Source organism: [Collinsella] massiliensis, assembly GCF_002161605.1.
Classification (GTDB): Bacteria; Actinomycetota; Coriobacteriia; order Coriobacteriales; family Coriobacteriaceae; genus Enorma.
This window is the reverse complement of record NZ_NFIE01000011.1, coordinates 13,214-35,837: the sequence shown is the minus strand read 5'-3', so window position 1 is coordinate 35,837 and position 22,624 is coordinate 13,214. Positions and strand designations below refer to the sequence as shown.

At 64.9% G+C, this 22,624-nt stretch carries 19 protein-coding genes and 1 tRNA gene; 18 read left to right on the top strand and 2 right to left on the bottom strand.

The window, feature by feature from the left end; translation table 11 throughout:
* Window positions 1–84: 84 nt before the first annotated feature.
* Window positions 85–933 (bottom strand): C39 family peptidase, encoded by an 849-nt coding sequence (locus B5G02_RS05790; RefSeq protein WP_094335536.1) that lies wholly within the window; start codon window positions 931–933, stop codon window positions 85–87.
* A gap of 587 nt (window positions 934–1,520) precedes the next feature.
* On the opposite strand from B5G02_RS05790, the gene B5G02_RS05785 reads away from it, so the two are divergent.
* The 13 genes from B5G02_RS05785 to B5G02_RS05725 all read left to right on the top strand — a co-directional run bounded on the left by B5G02_RS05785 (window position 1,521) and on the right by B5G02_RS05725 (window position 14,216).
* The gene (locus tag B5G02_RS05785; protein WP_094335535.1) at window positions 1,521–2,465 is read left to right on the top strand and encodes a hypothetical protein; all 945 of its coding nucleotides are present in this window, start codon (window positions 1,521–1,523) and stop codon (window positions 2,463–2,465) included.
* Window positions 2,466–2,833: 368 nt separating this feature from the next.
* Window positions 2,834–4,588: a hypothetical protein gene (locus tag B5G02_RS10145; protein WP_206383743.1), complete on the top strand. Its 1,755-nt coding sequence runs from the start codon at window positions 2,834–2,836 to the stop codon at window positions 4,586–4,588.
* 125 nt (window positions 4,589–4,713) lie between these two features.
* Window positions 4,714–5,964 carry an MFS transporter gene (locus tag B5G02_RS05775; protein ID WP_094335534.1) on the top strand — a complete coding sequence of 417 codons (1,251 nt, stop codon included), beginning with the start codon at window positions 4,714–4,716 and terminating at the stop codon, window positions 5,962–5,964.
* Between the two features lie 122 nt (window positions 5,965–6,086).
* Window positions 6,087–6,680, top strand: a complete 594-nt coding sequence (locus tag B5G02_RS05770) for a QueT transporter family protein (protein ID WP_094335533.1) — start codon at window positions 6,087–6,089, stop codon at window positions 6,678–6,680.
* 86 nt (window positions 6,681–6,766) lie between these two features.
* Window positions 6,767–7,963 (top strand): glycosyltransferase, encoded by a 1,197-nt coding sequence (locus B5G02_RS05765; RefSeq protein WP_094335532.1) that lies wholly within the window; start codon window positions 6,767–6,769, stop codon window positions 7,961–7,963.
* A complete protein-coding gene (locus tag B5G02_RS05760) occupies window positions 7,960–9,303 on the top strand; it encodes a sensor histidine kinase (RefSeq protein ID WP_094335531.1) in 1,344 nt (447 codons plus the stop codon). The genes B5G02_RS05765 and B5G02_RS05760 overlap by 4 nt, the downstream gene beginning before the upstream one ends.
* 119 nt (window positions 9,304–9,422) lie before the next feature.
* Window positions 9,423–10,139 (top strand): LytR/AlgR family response regulator transcription factor, encoded by a 717-nt coding sequence (locus B5G02_RS05755; protein WP_026089025.1) that lies wholly within the window; start codon window positions 9,423–9,425, stop codon window positions 10,137–10,139.
* Window positions 10,140–10,147: 8 nt separating this feature from the next.
* Window positions 10,148–10,606, top strand: coding sequence for a metallophosphoesterase family protein (locus B5G02_RS05750; protein WP_094335530.1), 459 nt, complete (start codon window positions 10,148–10,150; stop codon window positions 10,604–10,606).
* A gap of 137 nt (window positions 10,607–10,743) precedes the next feature.
* Window positions 10,744–10,821: transfer RNA gene (locus tag B5G02_RS05745), tRNA-Asp, on the top strand.
* A 230-nt stretch (window positions 10,822–11,051) separates the two neighbouring features.
* Window positions 11,052–11,543: an RrF2 family transcriptional regulator gene (locus B5G02_RS05740; protein ID WP_094335529.1), complete on the top strand. Its 492-nt coding sequence runs from the start codon at window positions 11,052–11,054 to the stop codon at window positions 11,541–11,543.
* Between the two features lie 59 nt (window positions 11,544–11,602).
* On the top strand, window positions 11,603–12,565 hold the full coding sequence (locus B5G02_RS05735; protein ID WP_094335528.1) for an adenine glycosylase: 963 nt from the start codon (window positions 11,603–11,605) through the stop codon (window positions 12,563–12,565).
* A 221-nt stretch (window positions 12,566–12,786) separates the two neighbouring features.
* Window positions 12,787–13,326: a rubrerythrin gene (gene rbr, locus B5G02_RS05730; RefSeq protein WP_094335527.1), complete on the top strand. Its 540-nt coding sequence runs from the start codon at window positions 12,787–12,789 to the stop codon at window positions 13,324–13,326.
* Between the two features lie 350 nt (window positions 13,327–13,676).
* Window positions 13,677–14,216 (top strand): hypothetical protein, encoded by a 540-nt coding sequence (locus tag B5G02_RS05725; protein ID WP_094335526.1) that lies wholly within the window; start codon window positions 13,677–13,679, stop codon window positions 14,214–14,216.
* Between the two features lies 1 nt (window position 14,217).
* Here the strand turns inward: B5G02_RS05725 and nth are convergent, their stop codons facing one another.
* Window positions 14,218–14,880: an endonuclease III gene (gene nth / locus B5G02_RS05720; RefSeq protein WP_094335525.1), complete on the bottom strand. Its 663-nt coding sequence runs from the start codon at window positions 14,878–14,880 to the stop codon at window positions 14,218–14,220.
* A gap of 570 nt (window positions 14,881–15,450) precedes the next feature.
* On the opposite strand from nth, the gene mfd reads away from it, so the two are divergent.
* The 5 genes from mfd (at window position 15,451) to B5G02_RS05695 (ending at window position 22,562) form a co-directional block, all read left to right on the top strand.
* Window positions 15,451–19,146, top strand: a complete 3,696-nt coding sequence (gene mfd / locus B5G02_RS05715; RefSeq protein WP_094335524.1) for a transcription-repair coupling factor — start codon at window positions 15,451–15,453, stop codon at window positions 19,144–19,146.
* Window positions 19,147–19,880: 734 nt separating this feature from the next.
* A complete protein-coding gene (locus B5G02_RS05710) occupies window positions 19,881–20,513 on the top strand; it encodes a bifunctional 4-hydroxy-2-oxoglutarate aldolase/2-dehydro-3-deoxy-phosphogluconate aldolase (protein WP_094335523.1) in 633 nt (210 codons plus the stop codon).
* A 26-nt stretch (window positions 20,514–20,539) separates the two neighbouring features.
* A complete protein-coding gene (locus B5G02_RS05705) occupies window positions 20,540–21,004 on the top strand; it encodes a PTS sugar transporter subunit IIA (RefSeq protein WP_094335522.1) in 465 nt (154 codons plus the stop codon).
* A 1-nt stretch (window position 21,005) separates the two neighbouring features.
* The gene (locus B5G02_RS05700; protein ID WP_094335521.1) at window positions 21,006–21,272 is read left to right on the top strand and encodes a PTS sugar transporter subunit IIB; all 267 of its coding nucleotides are present in this window, start codon (window positions 21,006–21,008) and stop codon (window positions 21,270–21,272) included.
* Window positions 21,273–21,284: 12 nt separating this feature from the next.
* Window positions 21,285–22,562, top strand: coding sequence for a PTS ascorbate transporter subunit IIC (locus tag B5G02_RS05695; RefSeq protein ID WP_094335520.1), 1,278 nt, complete (start codon window positions 21,285–21,287; stop codon window positions 22,560–22,562).
* The last annotated feature ends 62 nt before the right edge of the window (window positions 22,563–22,624 follow it).

Genomic DNA, 22,624 nt, shown 5'->3' with positions numbered 1-22,624 from the left:
AATCCGTCAACTCTATGCTCGAACGTGCGCCCCTATCAGCGCGGGCGGCATGTGATAAAAACCAGCCTGTCTGCTTTTTATCATTTAGAGGCTGAACGTCCAGCACACGGCGGTCTGGCTGAGCACGCGTTGCAGGTCCCACTTCTGCGCGCTGCGATAGCTGCTGTTGGGGTCGTGGACGGAGACCATGTTCGCGTCGTCGATACCGTAGAGGATGATGAAGTGGCCGTTGGGGGTGAAGTCCCCGGGTCGCACAGCGCACACGACCGGTTCGCCCGCGCGCAGGGCGGATGCGACCTCGGAGGTCTGCTGCGGGTTGACGGCGGTTCCCGTGATGCCCAGGAGCGCTGCGCCGTCGGTCATGAACGCGTGCTCGGTGGCGCCTGTGGGCGCGAAGCCGTGCGCGTCGGCGAGGGCGCACATGTCTGCCGGGGTCATGTCGGTGTTTCCGGTGAGGTAGACGTAGATCATGGTGAGGCAGGTGGGGCCGCAGCCGTTGCGGGCGACGGTTCCTCCTGCGTAGGGTTTGGACGACCACGCCGGATCGGTCTGGTACAGGTACGGTAGGCTGCCTGCGTCCCATTCCTCGCGCGGGGTGGAGACGGGAACCTGGCCGGCGGCTTTGACGGGCATGTTGAGCAGCGACGCTTCCGCCGCAGTTCCTACGCCGATGCCGTCAACGAAGAAGATGCTTGAGAGCAGGGTGAGCACGACGGCTCCAACCGCGGCGGTCCTGAGCACCACGGCGGGGCGCACCGCGGGTTGCCGCCCATAGCCGTGCACGCGCCTGCCCGTGCCATAACCCGACCGCAGTGCATAGCCCGTCCCGCGCCTGTGCCCCCGGTGCCCGGAGCGGGAGAAGACGGCGTCGTTCCGCCATCCGCCGAAGAGCCGGCCGAAGAGGCCGCCGATGGCCGAGGCGATGGCGAGCACGACGGCGACGACCGCGCCCGCGATGCGCAGCGCTGCATCGGCCGCGCGCCGGGGCTTGGCCGGGCGGGTTCCCGCGGCGCCCCGTCCCGCGTGGCCGTCTCGTCCGACGCTGGCTGGCCGCCCGTTCGCCGCTTGCCGCCCGCGGTCTGCCGGCGCACGGCCCGTCGGCCCTGCTGTCCCAGTCGGCGCGCTCGTCCGCCTCCTCGGATGCGGCCGGGAGGCCTCGGTTCGCGGCGCCTGCTCGCGCCGCCGGGACTGGGGTGGTGGCTCCTGTCTTGGCGCCTCCTGTCCGGGTTGCGCATGAATCGAGGCGAGCCGTGCGGAGCGCGGCACGGGCTGCCCGGCGCCGGTGTAGCTACCGCGTCCTGTGGGAGGGTTGACATAACGCCTACCCCGAGCAACGTCCTGCGATGTGCCCCACTCCCGAGCCACGGCGGATCCCTTCACCGGCATGTAGCATATTGGTATAATCCTACCGCATTTCCCTGGTGCCGATGCGCGTCGCCGCGCTCGTTTCGCGGCGGATGATTCGCGGGGTGACGGTAAGGGCATAATGAACCCGGCACACGCGACGCGAAGGGAGCATCATGCCCGCTCTGATCACGCATCATCTATTCGGCGAGGAAAGCATCGACTGCCTTCCCGCAGGCATCATCGGCACCGACGAGGAGCGCACGGCGTTCCTCATCGCGAACCAAGGCCCCGACCCCTACTTCTTTCGCGTGCGCACGCCGCGCATGGCATCATGCATGAGCCTGGCGCGCTCGCTGCACCGCTGCCGCATCTCCCGGCAGTTCGAGGCGCTGAGCACCGGCGTCGAGCACCTGTACCCGCGCGACGCGCATGTGGGGCGGGCGTTCGTGCTCGGCCTGTTCTCGCACTACGCGCTCGACCGCGCGGCGCATCCGTTCGTCTACGCCCAGCAGTGGGGCGCGCAGGAGGTTGACCCGAGCCTCGAGCCCGCCGCGAGCCAGGTGCACGCTATCATCGAGTCCGACATCGACGTGCTCATGCTGCAGCTCAAGCGCCACGGGGCCACGGTGGAGGACTGCCCGCCGGAGCGCGAGCTCGCCACGTCGGCGCGCGTCGACAAGGTCGCGGGCGCGCTCATGAGCTACGTCGCCTCGAGCGTGTACGGCATCGAGATCGGCGCCCAGGAGTACGGTGGCGCCGTCGCGGACATGCAGCTCGCCTACCGCGTGATCGAGCCGGCGGATTCGCCCGCCTGCCAGCTGCTGGGCGCGCTGGAGGGCGCCGTGCGCGGCAACTCCATCCTGGCCGCGCTCGCGCACCGCGTGACCGCGGAGCCGCCGCTGCGCGCGGGCAACATGGGGCATCTCGCCTGGAAGAACCCCTTCACGGACGTCGAGAGCCACGAGAGCTTCCCGGAGGTGTTCGACCGCGCGCTCGACGAGTACGAGCGGGACATCGCGTGCCTGATCGCCGGCGACCCGCTCGAGCAGGCCACGCACCATCTGAACTACTCCGGCCGCCCGCTCGGCGAGGCCGAGGAGCTCGACCAGGACGATTAGCCGTCCGGCGCCAAGGCGTCACGTACATCCGAGAGCTGACGAGTGCGGATGGCCCTCGCGCGCCGTCCGCGCACGCGGTGCCCATCCCCTCGCTCGGCTTCGCGCCTGCTCGCCCGCCCGCTTGCACGCCGTGTGTTACAAAACGCGTTCGCTCGGTGCGCCAGGTGTAAGATGCACCCAACGAGCTTGTATGGGCAGAGGGTGATCGCATGGCGTTCGGCGCGGGCGGCGGCAAGTCGGGACGATCAGATTCGAAGACGGCCCGCGTATGGCGAGGCCCGAGCAGCGGCACCGCGTTCCGTGCGGAAGGCCCGTTCGGGCTGGTGCGGCGTCCGGGTGCTACCTCCGAGAAGCAACCGTTCTACCATTTGTCCTTCACGGCGGGCGAGTGGGCGAAGTCCATCCTGCTGCGCGTAGGCGTTCCCGCGGCCCTCATCGCGTTCCTCCTGTATTCGTCACGGTACGAGATGGGCAGCCTGGCCTGGCTTCAGAAGATGGGCATCGCCGTGTCCCTGGCGTGCTTCGCCGCATGGTGGCTCGTCCACTGGTACTTCGCGATATGGCGGAAATCGAACGCGGACAACGACCGCAGCGCCCCCATCGTCACCGTATGCCGCGCGGCGCTCGCGCTCGCGCTGCTGTTCGTCGCCTGCATCGTCGCCGTCAGCGTGTCCGGGGCGAACCTCCTGTCCCCGACGGGCGACGTCGGGTCGCTCTTGACCATCATCGCCTCGGCATGGGGGATGTTCTGGGAGTCGGGGATGCTGCCCGCGGTGGCCCTGCTCACCGCGGTGCGGTTGGCCTCCTGCTTCTACAAGCGCTGGGCGGCCGGCTTCGAGGCCACCGAGACCCTGTGGTGGATCGACGCCGCGGCGCGCGCCTGCTCCATCGTGCTGCACATCATCGCCGTTCTAGGACTGGTGGTGGCGGCGTGCAAGTTCTCGCCGCTTCTGCTGGCGCTTGCGATGAGCGGGCTGTACGGCGGCGATGTGGTGTTCTACGTAGCGTTGGAAGGCCCATGGGCAGCCGAGCTCGCCGCCGCCCTGGGGCAGCTCGCCGCAGCCGACGCCTGGTGGGTGCTGGCGATCGCGCTCGTGGTGAACACCGCGTGGCGCCGGTTCCGCCTGTGGCGCGACGTCAGCTCCGAGGCCGAGAAACAGCGGCTCAAGCAAGAGCGGGCGAACGCGCCCGCCTCGACGGGGGCTGCGTCGGAGGAAAACGCGAAGGTGCCCTCCCTGCGCACCTACCTGCTGAGGCGCGTTTCGGTCGTCGTGGCCGGCGCGGGCTGGGTCGTGCTGGTCTTTGCAGTGGTCGCGGTGTTCTTGTCGCTCGTCAACCCGGCTATGGGGCCGGGCCTCGGGCTTATCGGCCCGCTGATGGTATCCGTGTTCGGGACCGACACCGCCCTTCCCATGGCGGTCATCGCCTTCATCGTGATCCAGGCGCTGTTGGCAGTGGAGGAGCGCTGGAACGATGCGACGCGCGAGCGGCACGGCTGCCTGAACGGCCTGGCGAAGCTCGTCCTGTATGCGAGCGAGGTGGGGCTCGCGGGGCTGGTGATCTACGGCATCGTGCTGGCGCAGGGCCGCTATGACGCGCTGGGGCTCGTGATGAGCCAGGTGACGAGCGGGTTCACGAGCCCCACCCTGTGGACGTTCCTCGCGCAGGTCGTCGCCAGGACGGTGTTCATCGTCGTGGTGGCGTGCCTCGGTCTGGCCCTCCTGATCTTCGTCCTCTCCGCGCTCGCCGGCGGCGGTGGCGGCAGCAGCGGTGGCGGCGGCTACGGTGGAGGCTCCGGAGGCGGCGGTGGCGGCGCGTTCGCGGGTGGCGGCTTCGGCGGCTCGGGGTCGAAGGTGCAGACCGTCAACGACCGCTATGGGCGGCGGCTCGCCAGCGTCGCGGATGAGGGCATCTTCGGCACGGCGGTGCGCGACCGGCATGGCGGCAAGATTGGCGAGGTGACGACGAACTGGGACGGCAGCACCCGCGTGCGCGTGGGCAACGACGAGTACCGGGTGCGCGACGCGGCGTTCGGCAGCGATAAGATCGTCTCGAAGGACGGCGAGGACATCGGCCGCGTGAGCGAGAGCGGCTGGGGCGATGACCGCTTCCGCGAGAACTAGCGTCCCTGCGCCTCCCCGCGCCCGCGTCTTTACGAAACCATGACCCCCATGCCGGCCGTTCTGCCGTACCATTGAAGGGTATGCGCATCGCGCCCGCCCGGGCGCCGGCAGGAAGAGGGTTCGGGATGAAGTACACCAAGCAGGAGCGCGACTGGGTCATGTACGACGTGGGCAATTCCGCGCTCGTGCTGTTCAACACCTCGGTCGTGCCCATCTACTTCAACGCCATCAACACGGCGGCGGATTCGGCCGAGCTCGTCACGGCGTGGGCGAATGCGCAGACGGTGGCGTCGCTCGTGGTGGCCCTGCTCATGCCCATCCTGGGCTCGCTCGCCGACTTCGCCGGCAACAAGATCAAGTTCTTCCTGGGCTTCTTCCTCACGGGGCTCGTGCTGTGCTTCGCGCAGGCCATCCCCATGGGGGCGATGCCCTTCCTCGTGGTTTACGTCGTCTGCACCATCGGCCTCAACTCGTCCATGACGTTCTACGACGCCATGCTGCCCGATGTCACCACCGACGAGCGCATGGACACCGTCTCGAGCTCGGGCTACGCCTGGGGTTACATCGGCTCGTGCGTCCCGTTCATCGTGTGCATCGCGCTCATCCTGGGCGGCCCCGCGGCGCTCGGCCTCGACATGCTGCTATGCGTGCGCGTCTCGTTCGTCATCATCGGCGTCTGGTGGCTCGCGTTCACGGTGCCGCTCGTGCGCGCCTACAAGCAGCGCTACGCCAAGGCGCTCGCGCCCGGCGAGACCATGGGCGGCGAGATCGCCAAGACCATCCGCGGCCTCGGCGACACCATGCGCCGCATCGCGCACGACAAGGCCATCCTCCTCTACATGGTTGCCTTCTTCTTCTACATCGACGGCGTGCACACGGTCATCTCCATGGCGACGACCTACGGCACCTCGCTCGGGCTCGATTCCACCGCGCTCATCCTGGCGCTGCTCGTCACGCAGTTCGTGGCCTTCCCCTCGGCCATCGCGTACGGCCGGCTCGCCGGCAAGTACGGGACGCTCCGCATGATCATCATCGCGGTGGTGGCCTACGTGTGCATCGTGCTCTTCGCCGCGTTCTACCTCAAGACGGAGGTGGAGTTCTGGATCCTCGCCGTGGCGGTGGGGCTGTTCCAGGGCGGCATCCAGGCGCTCAGCCGCAGCTACTTCGGCAAGCTCATCCCCAAGGAGCGCGCGAACGAGTACTACGGCTTCTTCGACATCTTCGGCCGCTACGCCTCCGTCATGGGAACTCTGCTAGTATCTGTCGTGACATCGCTCACGGGGGATGCTTCTTTAGGAGTGCTTTCCATCGGGATCCTGCTCATCGTGGGCCTTGTTATGCTCATCAGGCTTTCCCGCATCAAGGGCATGGCATAGGAGGCCGGGCGCGACGGCTTGCGTGCCATGTGCGGCGGGGTGCCCTCGGGTGCCCCGCCGTTTTTCATCGCCTTCGGGAGGGCGGATGGGCATGAAGTAAAGCCCTCCAAACAAGAAGGTGTATGCTCATGAAATCGAATGAAATCGCCCAGGTGGGCGTCATCGCCGCGGTGTACGCGGCGTGCACGCTCATCGCCATCCTCTTCCTGGGGAGCCTCGCATGGGGCCCCATCCAGTTCCGCGTCTCCGAGGCGCTCTGCGCGATCGCCCTGTTCACGCCGGCGGCCATCCCGGGCCTCACGCTCGGCTGCGCGATCGCCAACATCGCAAACATCGTCCTCTCGGGCACGGGCGCGCTCGGCCTGCTCGACGTGGTGTTCGGCTCGCTCGCTACGTGCCTGGGCGCGGCGTTCACCTGGGAGATGCGCCGCCACCCGCTCGTCGCGCTCGCGGGGCCGGTGGTGGCCAACGCGCTCATCGTCCCGGCGTACCTGCCCATCCTGCTCACGGCGACGGGCTTTTACACCATCCCCTTCACCTCGATCTCGCTCGACGGGGCATGGCCGCTCATGTATCTCTTCGGGGTCGTGACGACGGGTATCGGCGAAGCGGTTATCATGTATGTACTGGGATATCCGTTGAGCAAGTCGCTTGCCCGCACGCCGTACTTCAAGGGCTCGTCGCCCTTCAAGCGCGAACGCGAGGCCGCGCGCTAGCCCACGCCGCGATCGCGCGCGGGCGGCGCTGCCGCATCGTCCGTGCGACGGGGCGGGCAGCGAGTGGATGATCGCGAACGAGGGGCGTGATTGGCGTGGGATCGGTCATCGTGATTCCTACGTATTGGGCAGATGAATATGCCGAGCCGCATGCGCCCGGCGCCTACGACCACTCCACGCCGCTCACGGCGCCCAAGCCCGAACTCGACCGCTGCCTCGCATCGCTCGAGCAGGTGCGCGATGTCGCGCCCATCGTCCTGCTCGTCGTGTGCCCCATCTCCGCCACCGTCGAGGTCGAGCGCCGCGTCCGCATGATCGCCGCGGCGCACGCGGCGCTCGACATCACGGTCGTCACGAACACGCAGGCTGCGCGCATCATGGAGCGCGTGGAGGAGCTCGCCCCGGGCAACGTGGGCGAGTGCGTGTCGCTGCGCGGGTACGGCGCCATCCGCAACATGGGGCTCGTGGTGGCGGCCGTCATGGGCGCGGACGAGGTGATCTTCCTCGACGACGACGAGGTCGTGCTGGGCAGCGACTACATGGCGCGGGCGCGCTACGCGCTCGGCCAGCAGAACCGCCAGGGGCTCCCGATCCTGGCCAAGAGCGGCTACTTCTTCGACGCGAAGGGCTCCGCGCTCGCGAGCGACGCCAAGCCGGGCATCACCACGCGGTGGTGGACGAAGCGCGCCGAGTTCAACGCGTGGATGCGCCCGCACCTCACCGGCTCGCGCATCTCGCGGTCGAATTACCTGTGCGGCGGCTGCTTCGCCGTGCACGCCCGCGCCTACATGCGCGTGTCGTTCGACCCGTTCATCACGCGCGGCGAGGACCTCGACTACCTGTTCAACCTCCGCCTGCACGGGCTCGACGTCTGGTTCGACAACGCCTGGGCGGTGCGGCACCTCCCGCCGCCGTCCGCGCAGCGCGCGCCGCGCTTCATGCAGGATGTGTACCGCTGGTATTATGAGCGGGCGAAGCTCATGTTCGCGAACCGCCGCAACGACCTCGTCTCGGTGACCGCCGCCTCGCTCATGCCCTATCCCGGCCCGTGGATCTCGAGCGAGCTCGACGGCCGCGTGGGCAAGACCGCGCTCGCCCGCGCCCTCTTTACGCACGAGCATCGCGCGTACTGGAACATCTGGCGCCACGGACGCTCCCGCGCCCAGCGCTACGCCGACGAGCACCGCGACCGGTACCTGCGGTTCCAGAGCTTCTGGCCCACGGTGATGGATGGACTCTGGCGCGATGGGCGCCTTTCGAGATTGCTCAAGGAGGCTCGATGAGCTCGCGCTCCCCGCTCACGACCCGCACCGACCGCCTTTCCACCCTGTGGGGGGTCATCGTTTCCGGTGGTGTCATCGTCGCCGGCGTCCTGCTCGTCAGCCTGGCGAGCAACGCGAACCCCACGCCGCTCGCGGTCGCCTGCACGCTGCTCGCGGTGTCCCTCGCCATCGCGGTGTTCCGCCTGTTCAACCCCGACCGGCTGCGCTCGCAGTACACCGAGGAGACGCTCTCGCTCGCCTCGGATATGCTCGAGGACATCAAGGGCGGCCTCACCCCGGAGAGCGCCGAGGCCATCTGCCGCCACCTCATGCCCGAGACGCACGCGAGCACCATCGCCGTGACGGATGAGACCCACGTGCTCGCGTGCGTGGGCGATATGTACGACGACTTCCCGCCCGGCTCGCTCATCCACACGCCCGCGACGCGCTACGTGATCGAGCACGGCATCGTGCAGTCGTTCACGCAAGCCATCGCGGTCAAGGGCGAGCGCGGGTTCAAGCGCGAGATCCCCGCGGGCATCATCGCGCCGCTCAAGGTGCGCGACCGCACCGTGGGCGCGCTCAAGTTCTACTTCACGAACACGCACGAGGTGAACCGCACGCAGTACGCGCTCGTGGCGGGCTTCTCCGAGCTCATCTCCACGCAGCTCGCCATCCACGAGCTCGAGCTGCAGGAGGAGCTCACGGCCCGCGCCGAGGTGCGCGCGCTGCAGGCGCAGATCAACCCGCACTTCCTGTTCAACACGCTGAACACCATCGCCTCCTTCACCCGGACCGACCCGGCGCGCGCCCGCGAGCTTTTGCGCGAGTTCTCGTCGTTCTACCGCTCCACGCTCGACAACTCCGGCTCGCTCATCCCCGTGATGCGCGAGGTTCAGCAGACGAAGCGCTACCTCACCTTCGAGCAGGCGCGCTTCGGGGACGACCGCATCGACGCGGAGTTCACCGTGGACGAGGACGTGCAGGACGCGCCCGTGCCGGCGTTCATCATCCAGCCGCTCGTCGAGAACGCGGTGCGCCACGCGATGCGCGACGAGGGCACGTTGCACATCCGGGTCTCGGTGCGCGCGGCGGACGAGAACGCGCTCGCCATCGAGGTGTCGGACGACGGCGTGGGCATGGACAAGGCCACGGCGGCGCGCCTCTTCAGCGAGACGGCGCTCGCGGGGGTCTCCGCGCCCCAGGGCGGCGGCGCCGGGGTGGCCATGCACAACATCTCGGAGCGCATCAAGCGCTTCTACGGGCCGCGGTCGTTCGCGCACGTGGAATCAGCTCCGGGGAAGGGCACGACCATAACCTTGCATCTAGATTTATTGGGAAGTATCTTCGTTGACGGTTAGAATAGACGCAGTGGCTCCATGGGGCGTTCCGGTGCGGCGCGCCGCCGTGGGGCGGTGATTGCTCTTGCGCGGCCGCTTCGGCTGATCGATTCTGTGTAGGGACGAAGGGAACACAAGGTATGCTACGTGCGATGATCGTTGATGACGAGGCGCCTGCCCGATCTGAATTGCGATTCTTGCTCGAGCAGACGGGTAAGATCTCGTCGATCTCCGAGGCGTCGAGCGTGCGGGTCGCCATCGAGATGCTCATGGAGAACCGCGTGGACGTGGTGTTCCTCGACATCTCGATGCCGGGCGCGTCCGGCCTCCAGCTCGCCGAGGCGCTCCACAAGCTCAAGAATCCGCCCGCCATCGTGTTCGTGACGGCCTACAGCGACCACGCCGTCGAGGCGTTCGACGTGGACGCCGTCGACTACCTGCTCAAGCCTGTGGAGGAGGCGCGGCTCGACCGTGCCATCGAGAAGGTGCTCGCGCGCACGAAGCCGCAGGCCGAGAGCAAGGTGGCCATCGAGCGCATCCCCGTGGAGAAGGGCGGCCGCAAGGTGCTCATCCCCGTGGACCAGATCCGCTACATCATGGCGAAGGACGACTACTCCTGCATCTTCACCGATGACGACCGCTTCCTCTCCACCACGTCGCTCGCGCAGTTTGAGGCGAAGCTCTGCGACTTCGGCTTCTTCCGCGTGCATCGCCGCTACATCGTGAACCTGGCGTGCGTGGAGGACGTCGAGACCATCCCCTCCGGCGCTATCCAGCTGGGCATCGCCGGCATGGAGGACCGCGTGCCGGTCTCGCGCCGCCGCGTCGTGCCGCTCAAGAAAGCCCTGAGCCTCTAGGGGTCACCATGGCGAAGCGCGTAGACATCATCTCCGATACGCACGGCTGGCTCTCGGACGCGCTGCTCGCGCAGCTCGAGGGGGCGGACCTCATCATCCATGCCGGAGACATCACCTCGGAGACGGATTACGAGCACCTGAAGACCATCGCGCCGGTGCGGGCGGTGCTGGGCAACAACGACTATTACCGCGATTACGGGCGCGACGTGGGGCGCATCCTGCGCTTCACCTACGAGGGGCTGCGCTTTGTGGTGGCGCACTATCACTCCGACCTGCTGCTCGACGAGGCCGATGTGGCCGTGTGCGGGCACACGCATCGCGCGCAGATCACCGAGGAGGCGGGCTGCCTCGTGGTGAACCCGGGCTCGCCCACGTTCCCGCGCGGGGCACGCGGCGCGACGATGGCGCGGCTGATGGTCGACGAGGGGCGCGTGCTCTCGGCGGAGATCCTCGACCTGGAGCGATGATACATTCAGACTGATAAAATCCAGACAGGCTGGTTTTTATCATGTTTGGACGGAAACGGCAGAGAGCATCTTTTTTGAAAATTGTTCTTGCGCGCTCCGTTCGGTCTTGGTACACTAGCTACCGCAGCATTTGCTGAGGGGAGTTAGCTCAGTTTGGTTAGAGCGCCGGCCTGTCACGTCGGAGGTCGCGGGTTCGAGCCCCGTACTTCCCGCCATTGCTACGCAACAGTCCATCCGCTTTGCGGGTGGGCTGTTTTGCTTTGTATGGGGTTTCCAACATGCCGGGTTCTCGCCTGAAAATCCTTTGCACCCCCCGCAGGTTCCCTTCTGCTGCCCCTGCTTGTGAAATGCTACTGGGTTTACGTGATTTCGTGTGCGCCCGGGCAGGAACATGCGTAGCATAGGGGGAACGATTTGGCCGGACAATTGGCAACAAGGTGGACCCATGGACATCTCCCGCAAGACAGACTACGCCCTGCGCATTCTCTCGATGCTCGTGGAGGAGGGCGATGAGCTGCTCTCGGTGCGCATCGCGGCCGAGCGCGTGGGCGTGCCTTATTCGTTCGCCCGCTCCATCCAGCACGGGCTCTCCCATGCGGGCATCATCGAGAGCGTGCGCGGCGTGCGGGGCGGTATGCGGCTCAAGGTCGATCCCGAGGAGATCTCGGTCTACGACGTGATCGTGGCCGTTCAGGGGCCGCTGTGCATCAACGATTGCACCGCGCCGAACGGCGAGTGCGGGCGCATGGGTTCGTGTTGCTTCCATCCCCTGTGGGTGGGAACCGAGGCGCTCGTCCGCGACTACCTGAGTTCGGTATCGCTCGCGGATGCCGTCTCGCGCCGCCGCTTCCCCGCGGTGGATGCACGCTTCACCGACCGCGCCGCGTTCGCGGAGTATGCGGACTGCTCGGCGCTTCGGGGGCCGAGGTGCGCGTGACGGCGCAGGGGGCGACTCCGGGGCCGGCGGCCGCCTCTCCCGCTTCGGGGGCTTCCAGCATGACGCCCGCTGCGTCGACGGGCATGGAGGGGTTCCGCGCGTTCGTGCGCGCGGAGGGCGAGCGCCTGTATCGCGACCTGCCCTGGCGGCGCACGCGCGACCCGTACATCGTCTGGCTTTCCGAGGTCATGCTGCAGCAGACACAGGTCGTGCGCGTCGAGGCGCGCATGCCGGAGTGGCTCGACCGCTTCCCGAGCGTCGAGGCGCTCGCCGCCGCGTCCACCGCGGACGTTCTGGCTGCTTGGCAGGGCATGGGTTACAACCGTCGAGCGCTGGCGCTCCAGGCGGCCGCGCGCGAGATCGTGGAGCGGCACGGCGGCGCCTTCCCGCACGACACGCGCTCGCTTGTGGCGCTGCCCGGCATCGGCCCCGCCACCGCGCAGGGGATCCGCGCGTTCGCCTTCGATCTGCCCGGCGTCTACCTCGAGACGAACGTGCGCACCGTCTTTCTGCACCACTTCTTCCCCGATGTCCCGGCCGTGCCGGATCGCGAGCTCGTGCCGCTCGTGCGCGCCGCGTGCCCGTGCGCTCCCACCGGTGCGGCTGCGCGCGTGGAGGCCGAGGAGGATGAGGCGCTGCCGTACGCGGCCCCCATCGACGAGCACGACACGCCGCGTGCCTGGTACTATGCGCTCCTCGATTACGGCGCGCAGCTCAAGAAGGAGATCCCCAACCCGTCGCGCCGCTCGGCCGGCTACACCAAGCAGTCGCGTTTCGAGGGGTCGCGCCGGCAGAAGCGGGCGCAGATCGTGCGCATCCTGCTCGGGGCGGGCGAGCGCGGCGAGGGCGCGCTGACGAGCACCGCCGTGCATGCGGCGCTCGATGAGGCCGAGCGCGCCGCCGGCAGGCCTCCCGTGGAGCTCGGGTTCGTGGAGGGCATCCTGGAAGATCTTGAGCGCGAGGGCTTTTGTGCGCGCCTTGATGCCGCCGAGGGCGACGAGGCGTGCTGGGCGATCCGGTGAGGCGGCGCGGCTGAGGGACTGCGGCACGGCGCTTGATGGAGGGGCTTTCAGCAGGGTGGATGCCCGTTCGGGGGTTCTCCCGCCGCTGCTTTGTTTGCTCCTTATTGAAAATAATTCTCAATAAGGATGATTGTGAAGCACGCACCCGGGTATAATCGATACACCTGGCTCTATGCTGCTGGGTACCGTGTCGTTCGCACAGAAGAGAAAGGGACGCGACCATGGATTTCGAGACCTCTCAAACTAAGAAGAACCTTGAGACCGCGTTTGCCGGCGAGTCGCAGGCGCACACCAAGTACCGCTATTACTCCTCCAAGGCCAAGAAGGACGGCTACGTGCAGATCTCCAACATCTTCATGGAGACCGCGCTGAACGAGTCCGAGCACGCCAAGCTCTGGTTCAAGTATCTTCATGGTGGCGAGATCCCCGGTACCCTCGACAACCTGAAGGACGCGGCCGCCGGCGAGAACTACGAGTGGACGACCATGTACGCGGAGTTCGCGAAGACCGCCGAGGAGGAGGGCTTCAAGGAGATCGCCGCGAAGTTCAAGGGCGTCGGCGCGGTCGAGAAGGCGCATGAGGAGCGCTATCTCAAGCTCGCCGAGCGCGTCGAGAAGGGCGAGGTCTTCACGCGCGAGGGCGTGAAGGTGTGGAAGTGCCTCAACTGCGGCCACCTGCATGTCGGCCCCACCGCTCCGCAGATGTGCCCCGTCTGCAACCATCCGCAGAGCTACTTCGAGGAGCAGGTCGTTAACTACTAGGTTGAGCCGAACCTTTCGGTACGTGTGAAACGCACCATATGGAGCCGGGCCTCTTGGGGCTCGGCTCCTTTTTGTTCTGACGGCGTGCGGGGGCTTGCTGCCGGGCGTGCTCGGTGCCGGGCGGGTGTTGCACGCCGGGGCGGGTGTTGCACGCCGGGGCGAGTGCTGCACGCCGCCGAATGTTTCGAAACGTCGCATTTTCGCGCCGCGCCGGGTGCGAACGACCGCTCGCGGGCGGTTCCGTGCGCCCTGGAGCCCTTTATCGAAAATATCTTGCAATCGTTTGGTCCCGGCTGCCCTCGCTGCCACACTGATGCTCATACGCAGGGCGCGGGGAGTGGAGGGCCGGCATGGATCTGTTCATCGAGACGCCTCGGCAGGTTTCCGAGCGCAGGGAACGCGAGCTACGGGTGCAGAGCGATAGGCGTGACGCGCTGCAGGGGGTGCCCGATGTTGCTGCCGCGGCGCCGGGGGTAGTCGACGTTGGCGCGGCGCCGCCGGGCGGCGGGGCGGCATCGGTTGCGGTGGCCAGACGTAGCGGCCAGGCTGGATCCTGGGAGGATGCCGCGGCTGCCGCCGGACGCGCGCAGGGATTCCAGGCGGCCGCTCCCCATGGCGCTGGGTATGCGGGTAACGAGCCGTACTCCGTCGCGCAGGAGGCGTATCGGGAGGAGCTCGCGTTCGACAAGCGGCGAACGCGCCGTCGAAAACGGCTCGCGGTGCTGCGTGTCGTGGGTCTCATCATCGGCATCCCGCTGCTGCTCGCTGTGGTGTTCGTGGGCTCCTACGTCTGCACGTGCATCCTGAACGGAGCCACCCCGGAGGAGGTGGCGGAGCTGCTGGGCGAGATGGCGGGGCACGTTACGAACTTCTTCGCGCAACTGGGATAGCTCAGCCCATCTTCGCGCTGGGACAGATGTCCGCGAGCGGGCACTCACCGCAGCGGGGCTTGCGCGCATCGCAGATCTCGCGGCCGAGCATGATCCACTGGTGGTTCACGTCGTTCCAATACTCTTTCGGCAAGATCTTCAGGAGGTCCTGCTCGGTCTTGAGGGGCTCCTTCGCATGCGTCTTAGGGGAGAGCCCCAGGCGATGGGCGATGCGGTTCACGTGGGTGTCGACGGCGATGCCCTCGACGATGCCGAACCCGACGTTGAGCACGATGTTCGCCGTCTTGCGACCCACGCCGGGGAGCTTGACGAGCTCCTTCATGTCCGCCGGCACCTTGCCGCCGTAGTCCGCGACGATCATCTGTGCGCATTCCACGGCGTGCTTCGCCTTCGTCTTGTAGAAACCGAGCGACTTGATGACCTCGGCGACCTCGGCAGGCGTGGCGCTCGCCATGGCCTCGGGCGTGGGCCAGCGGCGGAAGAGCTCGGGCGTGACCTTGTTGACCTGCGCATCGGTGGTCTGCGCGGAAAGGAGGACGGAGATGACGAGACGGAAGGGGTTGGCGTGGTCGAGGAAGCACTCGACCGGGCCGTAGCGCTCGTTGAGGCGACGGCACACCTCGATGGCGCGTTCGCGCTTGGCGGCATTGGTTTCACGTGGCATGGGCGCCTCTTTCTCTCGAACGGGCACGCTCATTATACCGAGGACACGGCTGCGGGACGTGGGCGGGCGGCGAGTACGACGAGGACGCGGTGGCTGCGGAGGTGGGCGGGCCGCGGGCTTTGACGCGGTGGCTGCGGGGCGCAGGCGGGCTTTGACGCGGTGGCTGCGGGGGTGGGCAGGCCGCGGCGCGGTACGGGGCCAAAACCGTGCGTCGGCGGCGCAGCCGATTGGTGAGGGGCCAAACCCGTGCATCGGCGGCGCAGGCGGTTGGTTAGGGGCCAAAACCGTGCAAGTTTTCCGCGCAAAACGTCCCCATTTTGGCTCCTTTGATCAGCTTGAGGGGTGGGGTGGGGCTCCCCGGGTGAGGCCAGCGCCCCCGGAGCCCGGGTGAGGCCAGCGCCCCTGGGAGCCGCCCGGGCGCCCATGGCGCCGCGCACAGTGTCGTGTGCAGCGCCGCGCGAGACGGTGCGTCATCTGGGCTGCGGTACAATGCATCGGTGAAATCATCGAAGGGCGGGCGCGCCGCATGCGCGGCCGAGACCGCCCGGTTTGTCAGATTCGGGATGCTCCATGCTCATTCATCGTATCGCTGCACAGCTGTATACCGCCGAAGGGCCGCAGGCCATCGAGGAGGCGCTCGCCGCGGGCAAGGACGCCACGCTCGCCGTGTCGCAGTCCGGCCGCGTGCTTGTGCTCGCAGCGCAGTTCGCTCGGCACCCGCGGCCCATGGTGTACCTCGTCTCGGGCGAGGACGCGGCCGAGCGGGCGGCGCGGGGGCTGTCAGCGTACCTGGGGCCGGAGCACGTCGCGCGCTTCCCGGAGCGCACGGACTACCCTTGGCTCGACAAGCAGCCCGACGACGCGGTGGTGGCCGCGCGGTGCGCCGCCCTCGAGCGCCTGGCGCAGGGCGAGGCGTGCATCATGGTCGCCTCGGCGCGCTCGCTGCTGCGCTGCGTCCCGCCGGCGGAGAGCCGCTATTGGGCGAGCGTGACGTTTTCGGTGGGCGAGGAGCGCCCGTTCGAGGACGTGCCGAAGACCCTGGTGGGCATGGGATACACGCGCGCCGACGAGGCGGATGCGCCCGGGCTGTTCCGCGTGCACGGGGATACCATCGACATCTATCCCGCACAGGGCACCGCGCCCGTGCGCATCGAGTTCTTCGGCGACGAGATCGACCGCATCCGCCGCATGGTGACCTCCACGGGCCAGACCATCGGCGACGACGAGCGCGTCCAGATTTTCCCCTGCCGCGAGCTCGCGCTCACCGACGACGCCGTGCATCGCCTGCATGTGGCCTTCTACCAGCCCGCGCAGAGCGACCCGGAGCTCGCCGCGCAGCTGGAGCTCGCGGACGCCCGCGTGGTGACGCCGGAGCTCGACCGGTACCTGCCGTTCATGTACGAGCGCACCGAGAGCCCGCTGGCGCACCTGGCGCCCGAGGCGCTCGTGGTGCTGTCGGAGCCGCGCTCGCTCTTCGACGACTGCACGCGCGCCTATGAGGACATCGAGCGCCGTGCCGGCGAGGCGGGCGTGGCGCACCTCGATGGGCTCTACCTGCGGCCGCAACAGCTCGACTTCGGCAAGCAGCAGCGGCTGAACCTCGTGTCGATCATCCGCGCGGGCGGCGCGGTGACGGCGGAGCTCAAGATCGAGCAGCCCGCGATCGCGGGGTCGGACACGCGCTTCATCTCGCGCGTGCGTGAGCTCGTCTCGAACCGGTTCGCCTGCGTGTTCGCCGTGCCCGACCGCGGCGCGCGCGATTCGCTCGAGCTCTCGCTCGGCGACGAGTCCATCCCGTTCGAGGAATCGCTGCAGACGGCGCCCGAGAACGCGGGCGCGGTGGGCGAGGGCGTGCACGTGACGCTGCTCAAGCGCGATGCCGACCCGCTCAATGCGAGAACCTTGGGGGCTGAGTCATTGGGGACGGGTTCAATTGACTCAGCGCGCTCGGAAGATGCCGGCGGGCGCGGCGATTCCTTCCTGCGCTCGCGTCGTGAGTCAAATGAACCCGTCCCCAATGACTCGGGCGAACCTGCCGCACCGACCGTGCCCACCATCACACGCGGACGGGTCACCTTCGTCGACCTGCCGCTGCCGGCGGGCGTTGTGGTGCCGGAGGCGCACCTCGCCGTGCTCTCGCTCGCCGACCTCAACGCGCGCATGGACGCGCGCCGCGGACGTAAGACGCGCCGCCGCGTGGACATGACCGAGGTCACGTTCCCCTTCAAGCCGGGCGATTACGTGGTGCACGCCACGCACGGCATCGCGCACTTCACCGCCATCGTGCGCCAGGAGGTCGCCGGGCGCGAGCGCGACTACTTCCTCTTGGAATATGCCGACGGCGACAAGCTCTACGTGCCGCTCGAGCAGGTCGACCGCATCACGCGCTACGTAGGGCCGGACGGGCAGAACCCCCGGCTCACGCGGCTCAACACCGCGGACTGGGCGCGCGCTACGAACAAGGCGCGCAAGAGCGCCAAGAAGCTCGCCTTCGATCTCGTCGACCTCTACACGCGGCGCTCGTCGATCACCGGCGTCGCTTGCCCGCCGGACACCCCGGAGCAGATCGAGATGGAGGAAAGCTTTCCCTACGAGCCCACGCACGACCAGCTCGACGCCATCGCTGACATCAAGGCCGATATGGAATCCGCCAAGCCCATGGACCGCCTGCTCTGCGGCGACGTGGGCTTCGGTAAGACGGAGGTGGCGCTACGCGCGGCGTTCAAATGCGTGGACAGCGGCCGGCAGGTGATGGTGCTCTGCCCCACCACGATCCTGGCGCAGCAGCACTACCAGACGTTCTTCGAGCGCTTCGCGCCCTTCGGCGTGGAGGTGGAGGTGCTCAGCCGCTTCCGCACGCCGGGCCAGCAGAAACGCGCGCTCGCGGCCTTCGCCGAGGGCAAGCTCGACGTGCTCGTGGGCACGCACCGGCTCCTCTCCTCGGACGTGAACCCGGCGAACCTCGGGCTCGTCATCATCGACGAGGAGCAGCGCTTCGGCGTGCAGCACAAAGAGCAGCTCAAGAACCTGCGCGAGCAGATCGACGTGCTCACGCTCTCGGCGACGCCCATCCCGCGCACCATGCAGATGGCCATCTCGGGCGTGCGCGACATGAGCCTCATCACCACGCCGCCCACGGGGCGCCGCCCGGTCATCGTGCACGTGGGAGAGTACGACCCGGACGTGGTGAGCTCGGCCATCCGCCTCGAGCTCTCGCGCAAGGGGCAGGTGTATTACGTGAGCAACCGCGTGAAGACGATCGACGACGCCGTCGACCGCGTGCACGAGGCCGTGCCCGAGGCGCGTGTGGGGGTGGCGCACGGGCAGATGAGCCCGCGCGAGGTCGAGGACGTGATGATCGACTTCGCCATGGGGCGCATCGACGTGCTCGTGGCGACGACCATCATCGAGAGCGGCATCGACAACCCGCACACGAACACGCTCATCATCGAGGACTCGCAGCGGCTGGGCCTCGCCCAGCTCTACCAGCTCAAAGGCCGTGTGGGTCGCAGCGCCACGCAGGCCTACGCGTACTTCATGTTCCCGGGCGAGCTGCCGCTCACCGAGGAGGCGACGGAGCGCCTGACCGCGCTCTCGGAGTTCCAGGAGCTGGGGAGCGGCATGCGCATCGCCATGCGCGACCTGGAGATCCGCGGCGCGGGTTCGCTCGTGGGCGCGGAGCAGCACGGCAACCTCTCGAGCGTGGGCTTCGACCTGTTCACGCAGATGCTGGGCCAGGCGGTGGCCGAGGCGCGCGGCGAGGTGTCCGGCGACGTCGAGGCCGCGGGGGTGGCGATCAACCTGCCGGCCGACTTCTACCTGGACGAGGAGTACATCCCCGAGGTCGACCGGCGCGTGCTCGTGTACCGCAAGCTCGCCGCTGCCGACGAGCTCTCTGCGGTGGACGAGGTACAGCAGGAGTGCGAGGAGCGCTTCGGCGAGGCACCGCTCGCCGCGCGGAACCTGTTCGACCGCGCGCGGCTGCGCATCCGTGCCGACCGGCTGGGGCTCGAGAGCGTGTCGCTCACGGGCGGGCGCCTCGTGTTCCAGGGGATCGATGTGCCGAAGGACGTGGCGTTCGACCTGCGCTCGCGGCTGGGGGCGACGAACTTCCCCAAGAGCCGCAAGCTTTCCGTGCCGTGCCGCGCGGGTGCCGGCGCGGGCAGCGGCGTGGGACGCGGGCTCGATGCGGGCGAGGGCAACTCGGGTGTGGTCGCCGCTGCGCTCTCCGTGCTCGCGCAGCTCGGCGCCAGTGACGACGAGTAACCTGCGCGGCCGATGCGAGGATGCGAGCGATAATTTGGTGTCAGTCACCTTTTTATCAAGGCGTATGAGGTGATATGGCCCATTGGGATTGAGCCGAATGCCTCAAGGCTGATGAAGAGGCATCTGGCGCTACTAATCATTGAAGAGTTTATTCGATCCGAACTCAATGGCGTGTTTTCGGTTTGGCATACCTTGCTTGGCAAGCGGGGTTGTCAGATTTTGTTGCTGCTTACTAGAGAGTCATGGTTTATGAACGGGATTAATGATGCGCGCAAAGCGCTGTAACCCGTATGAGCGGTGGCTCCATGCGAGAGCGTTTGAAGGTGCTGCTTGACGGAGGCTCATCTCATTCGAGGAGTTGCAGAATCTCTACGTTCGCCAAATTATGCTGGCTGCTCCCATCGCTTGATGGTCAGTTATTCTAAATAAATATGCAAAGGTATATTAAATTTTATACAGTTACTGTACACATACCGAATTGAGTTATCCAACCAAATCGGAACAATTTGTATATCGATTTCAATTTAGTTACCGTTTACCGAAGATTAATTGCAGTAAATCTTCTGGTATTTAGTGCATTTATCAGCTAATTCTTTTCATCATTTGAAATCCTGTCTCATTTGATGCCGTTTGCCGATAGAAATCTAAGTTCAAATTAATATATGTAGGTTATGTGATAGAATATCTAATAATATTCATTTCTGAAATTACAAAGGAGGTGAATTAACGTGAATATGAAAGCCGATTCTTTTCCAACGGTGACAGTTATTGCACGGGGTCTTTCCTTTACTCAGCTACGTCTAATTGCTGAGCAGATGGCATTAACGGGCATTCATTCGATGGAAGTCTCTCTTGTTGGAGAGCGCGCGTGTGAGGACATTTGCAGCCTGAGAGCTGAATTTGGAAACCGATTGCTTATAGGCGCGGGCACAATCCTATCGCTTGAAGATGCCAAACGGGCTATTGCTGCAGGTGCCTCATTTCTTCTATCGCCCGTTCAGTTTACTGAGGAGATTATTGATTTCGCCCACAAAAATGGTGTGTTGGCGATACCGTCGGGGCTTACTCCAACAGAGATTCATGAGCAGCTGGTTCGTGGCGCAGATATTATCAAAGTGTTTCCTGCTGCGCGCATGACTCCAGCGTATTTGAAGGACATTCGGGCTCCTTTGGGCAATATACCGATCATGGCCGTCGGAGGCATCAATGCTCAAAACATAAAAAGCTACCTCGATGCTGGAGCTCGCCATGTTGGGTTGGGGGCAGGATGTTTCCAATCCGAAGATCTCGAGAGTCTTAATGCCAAAGGCATTAAACATTCGCTTGAGAGGCTCGTTCAGTATGAGCGGATTGATTCAGTTGTCTAGATTATCTGGATTGAAAGGAGCTCAATATGAATTCCGCGAAACAGCCAATTCACAAGCTCCTCACTCCTAAAGCCGTTGCCCTGGGTGCGAACGCAAGGGATGCGGAGGAGGCAATACATCTTGCTGGCGAATTGCTTGTTGCCTCAGGTAATGCTGAGGAAGCGTATGTTGAAGCAATGGTCGATGCTTACCATTCGTTGGGGCCATACATGGTGATAGCCCCTGGGCTCGCAATGCCGCACGCACGGCCTTCCGGATTTGTGGCCCACCCCTGCATATCGCTGCTTACGCTGGCAAATCCGGTTGCCTTCGGACATCCGACCAATGATCCGGTTTCTGTTGTAATCGCTTTGGGTGGAACGACAAATGAAGGGCACCTAGAACTGCTGCAAGCACTCTCGTCAATATTTGTAATACCTGATTTGGTAAGGCGATTACATGATGCCCAGAGTTACGAGGACGTTCTTGAGATTTTGAAAGAAGGTGAATGAGATGAAAGTATTGACCGTATGCGGCATGGGCTTTGGAACAAGTCTGATGATGCTTATGACCATCCAGGAGATTGCGTCCAAGCATGGTAAAAAAGTTGAGGGCGAGGCAACCGACCTTGGATCGTATAAGGGTAAACCTTGCGATTTGATTGTCGCGTCCTCTGAGATTGCAAAGCAGATCGAGGCAGAAGTTCCGGTACTTGCCATTGACAACATGCTCGATAAGGCAGCAATGGAAGCTCAAATTCTGCCATACCTTGAACAATAAAAGGAGGGAATCATGGTAGATTTCCTGGTCAACTTTCTCAGTACACCAGCCATTGTTATGGGGCTCGTTGCTCTAATTGGTTTGGTAGCGATGAAGAATTCGCCTTCGACCATTGTCATGGGAACGTTCAAGACCATGCTTGGTTTTCTTGTCTTAAGCGCAGGGTCAACAGTAATCAGCAGCGCCTTGACACCATTCAGCACAATGTTTAATGCTGCTTTTGGCATGAGTGGTGTTGTTCCTGAAGACAATGCTCTTGTTGCTGGCGTTCAGACCGTACTCGGCTTCGAGACGCCCATGATCATGCTGATCTCATTTGCAATTAACATCATTCTCGCTCGTATTACACCGTTCAAATTCATTTTCCTTACCGGGCACATGATGTTCAGCTTCGCTGGAACCATGGCAATTGTTCTCGACATAATGGGGATTAACGGCTGGACAGCCATTGCGATTGGTTCGGTAGTTGAGGGCATCAGCATGGTCGTATTTCCCGCAATTGCACAGCCCTATACGAGGAAGATTCTTAAGACTGACGCGGTTGGCTTTGGTTTCTGGGGTAGTTCACTCATTGTATTTTGTGGCTGGATTGGAAGGCTCGTCGGTAAGAAGAACCGTAATGAGGAAGAAGACACTTGGGAAAACGTGCATGTTCCTGAGAGCCTCGGTTTTCTGAAGGACATGAGCGTCCTTATGGGCATCATTATGGTGGTCGTATTTGTTATTGTTGCTATTGCCGCCGGTCCAGAGGTTGTTGGTGAGCTCGCTGCTGGCCAGAACATGTTCGTGTATGCCATTGTTCAGGGCCTTACCTTTGTTGCAGGCGTTCTTGTGCTACTCCAGGGTGTACGCATGTTCCTCGGGGAGATCATCCCGGCTTTCAAGGGCATCAGTGAAAAGCTTGTTCCTGGTGCACGTCCTGCGCTTGATGTTCCCATCTTTTATGGCGCTGCTCCCGTGGCAACCACGATCGGATTTCTCTGCGCTTTCGTAGGCGGCATTCTTGCAACATTTGTTAGCACTCAAATGTCTGTTGTCGTACTGCCTGGCGTTATTGGCCTGTTCTTTATGGGTGGCGCTGCGGGCGTGTTTGGTGACAAGCTCGGTGGTAAGCGCGGAGCGATCGTCTCATCATTCCTTCTGGGCTTTCTGTTCAGCATCATAGTTGCGCTGGCTTATCCGCTTATCAATGTCACGCAGTATGGTGTTGAGGGCCTCTGGTTTGCTTCAACTGATGCCATTATCGTTGCCGTCATCATGCGTTTAATTGGCATGCTGTTTGGCTTGTAGTGTTTGATTAGGCAGGACGAGCGAGGGCTCTGGTTGGCGCCTTCTGCCCTCGCCGTCCCCAC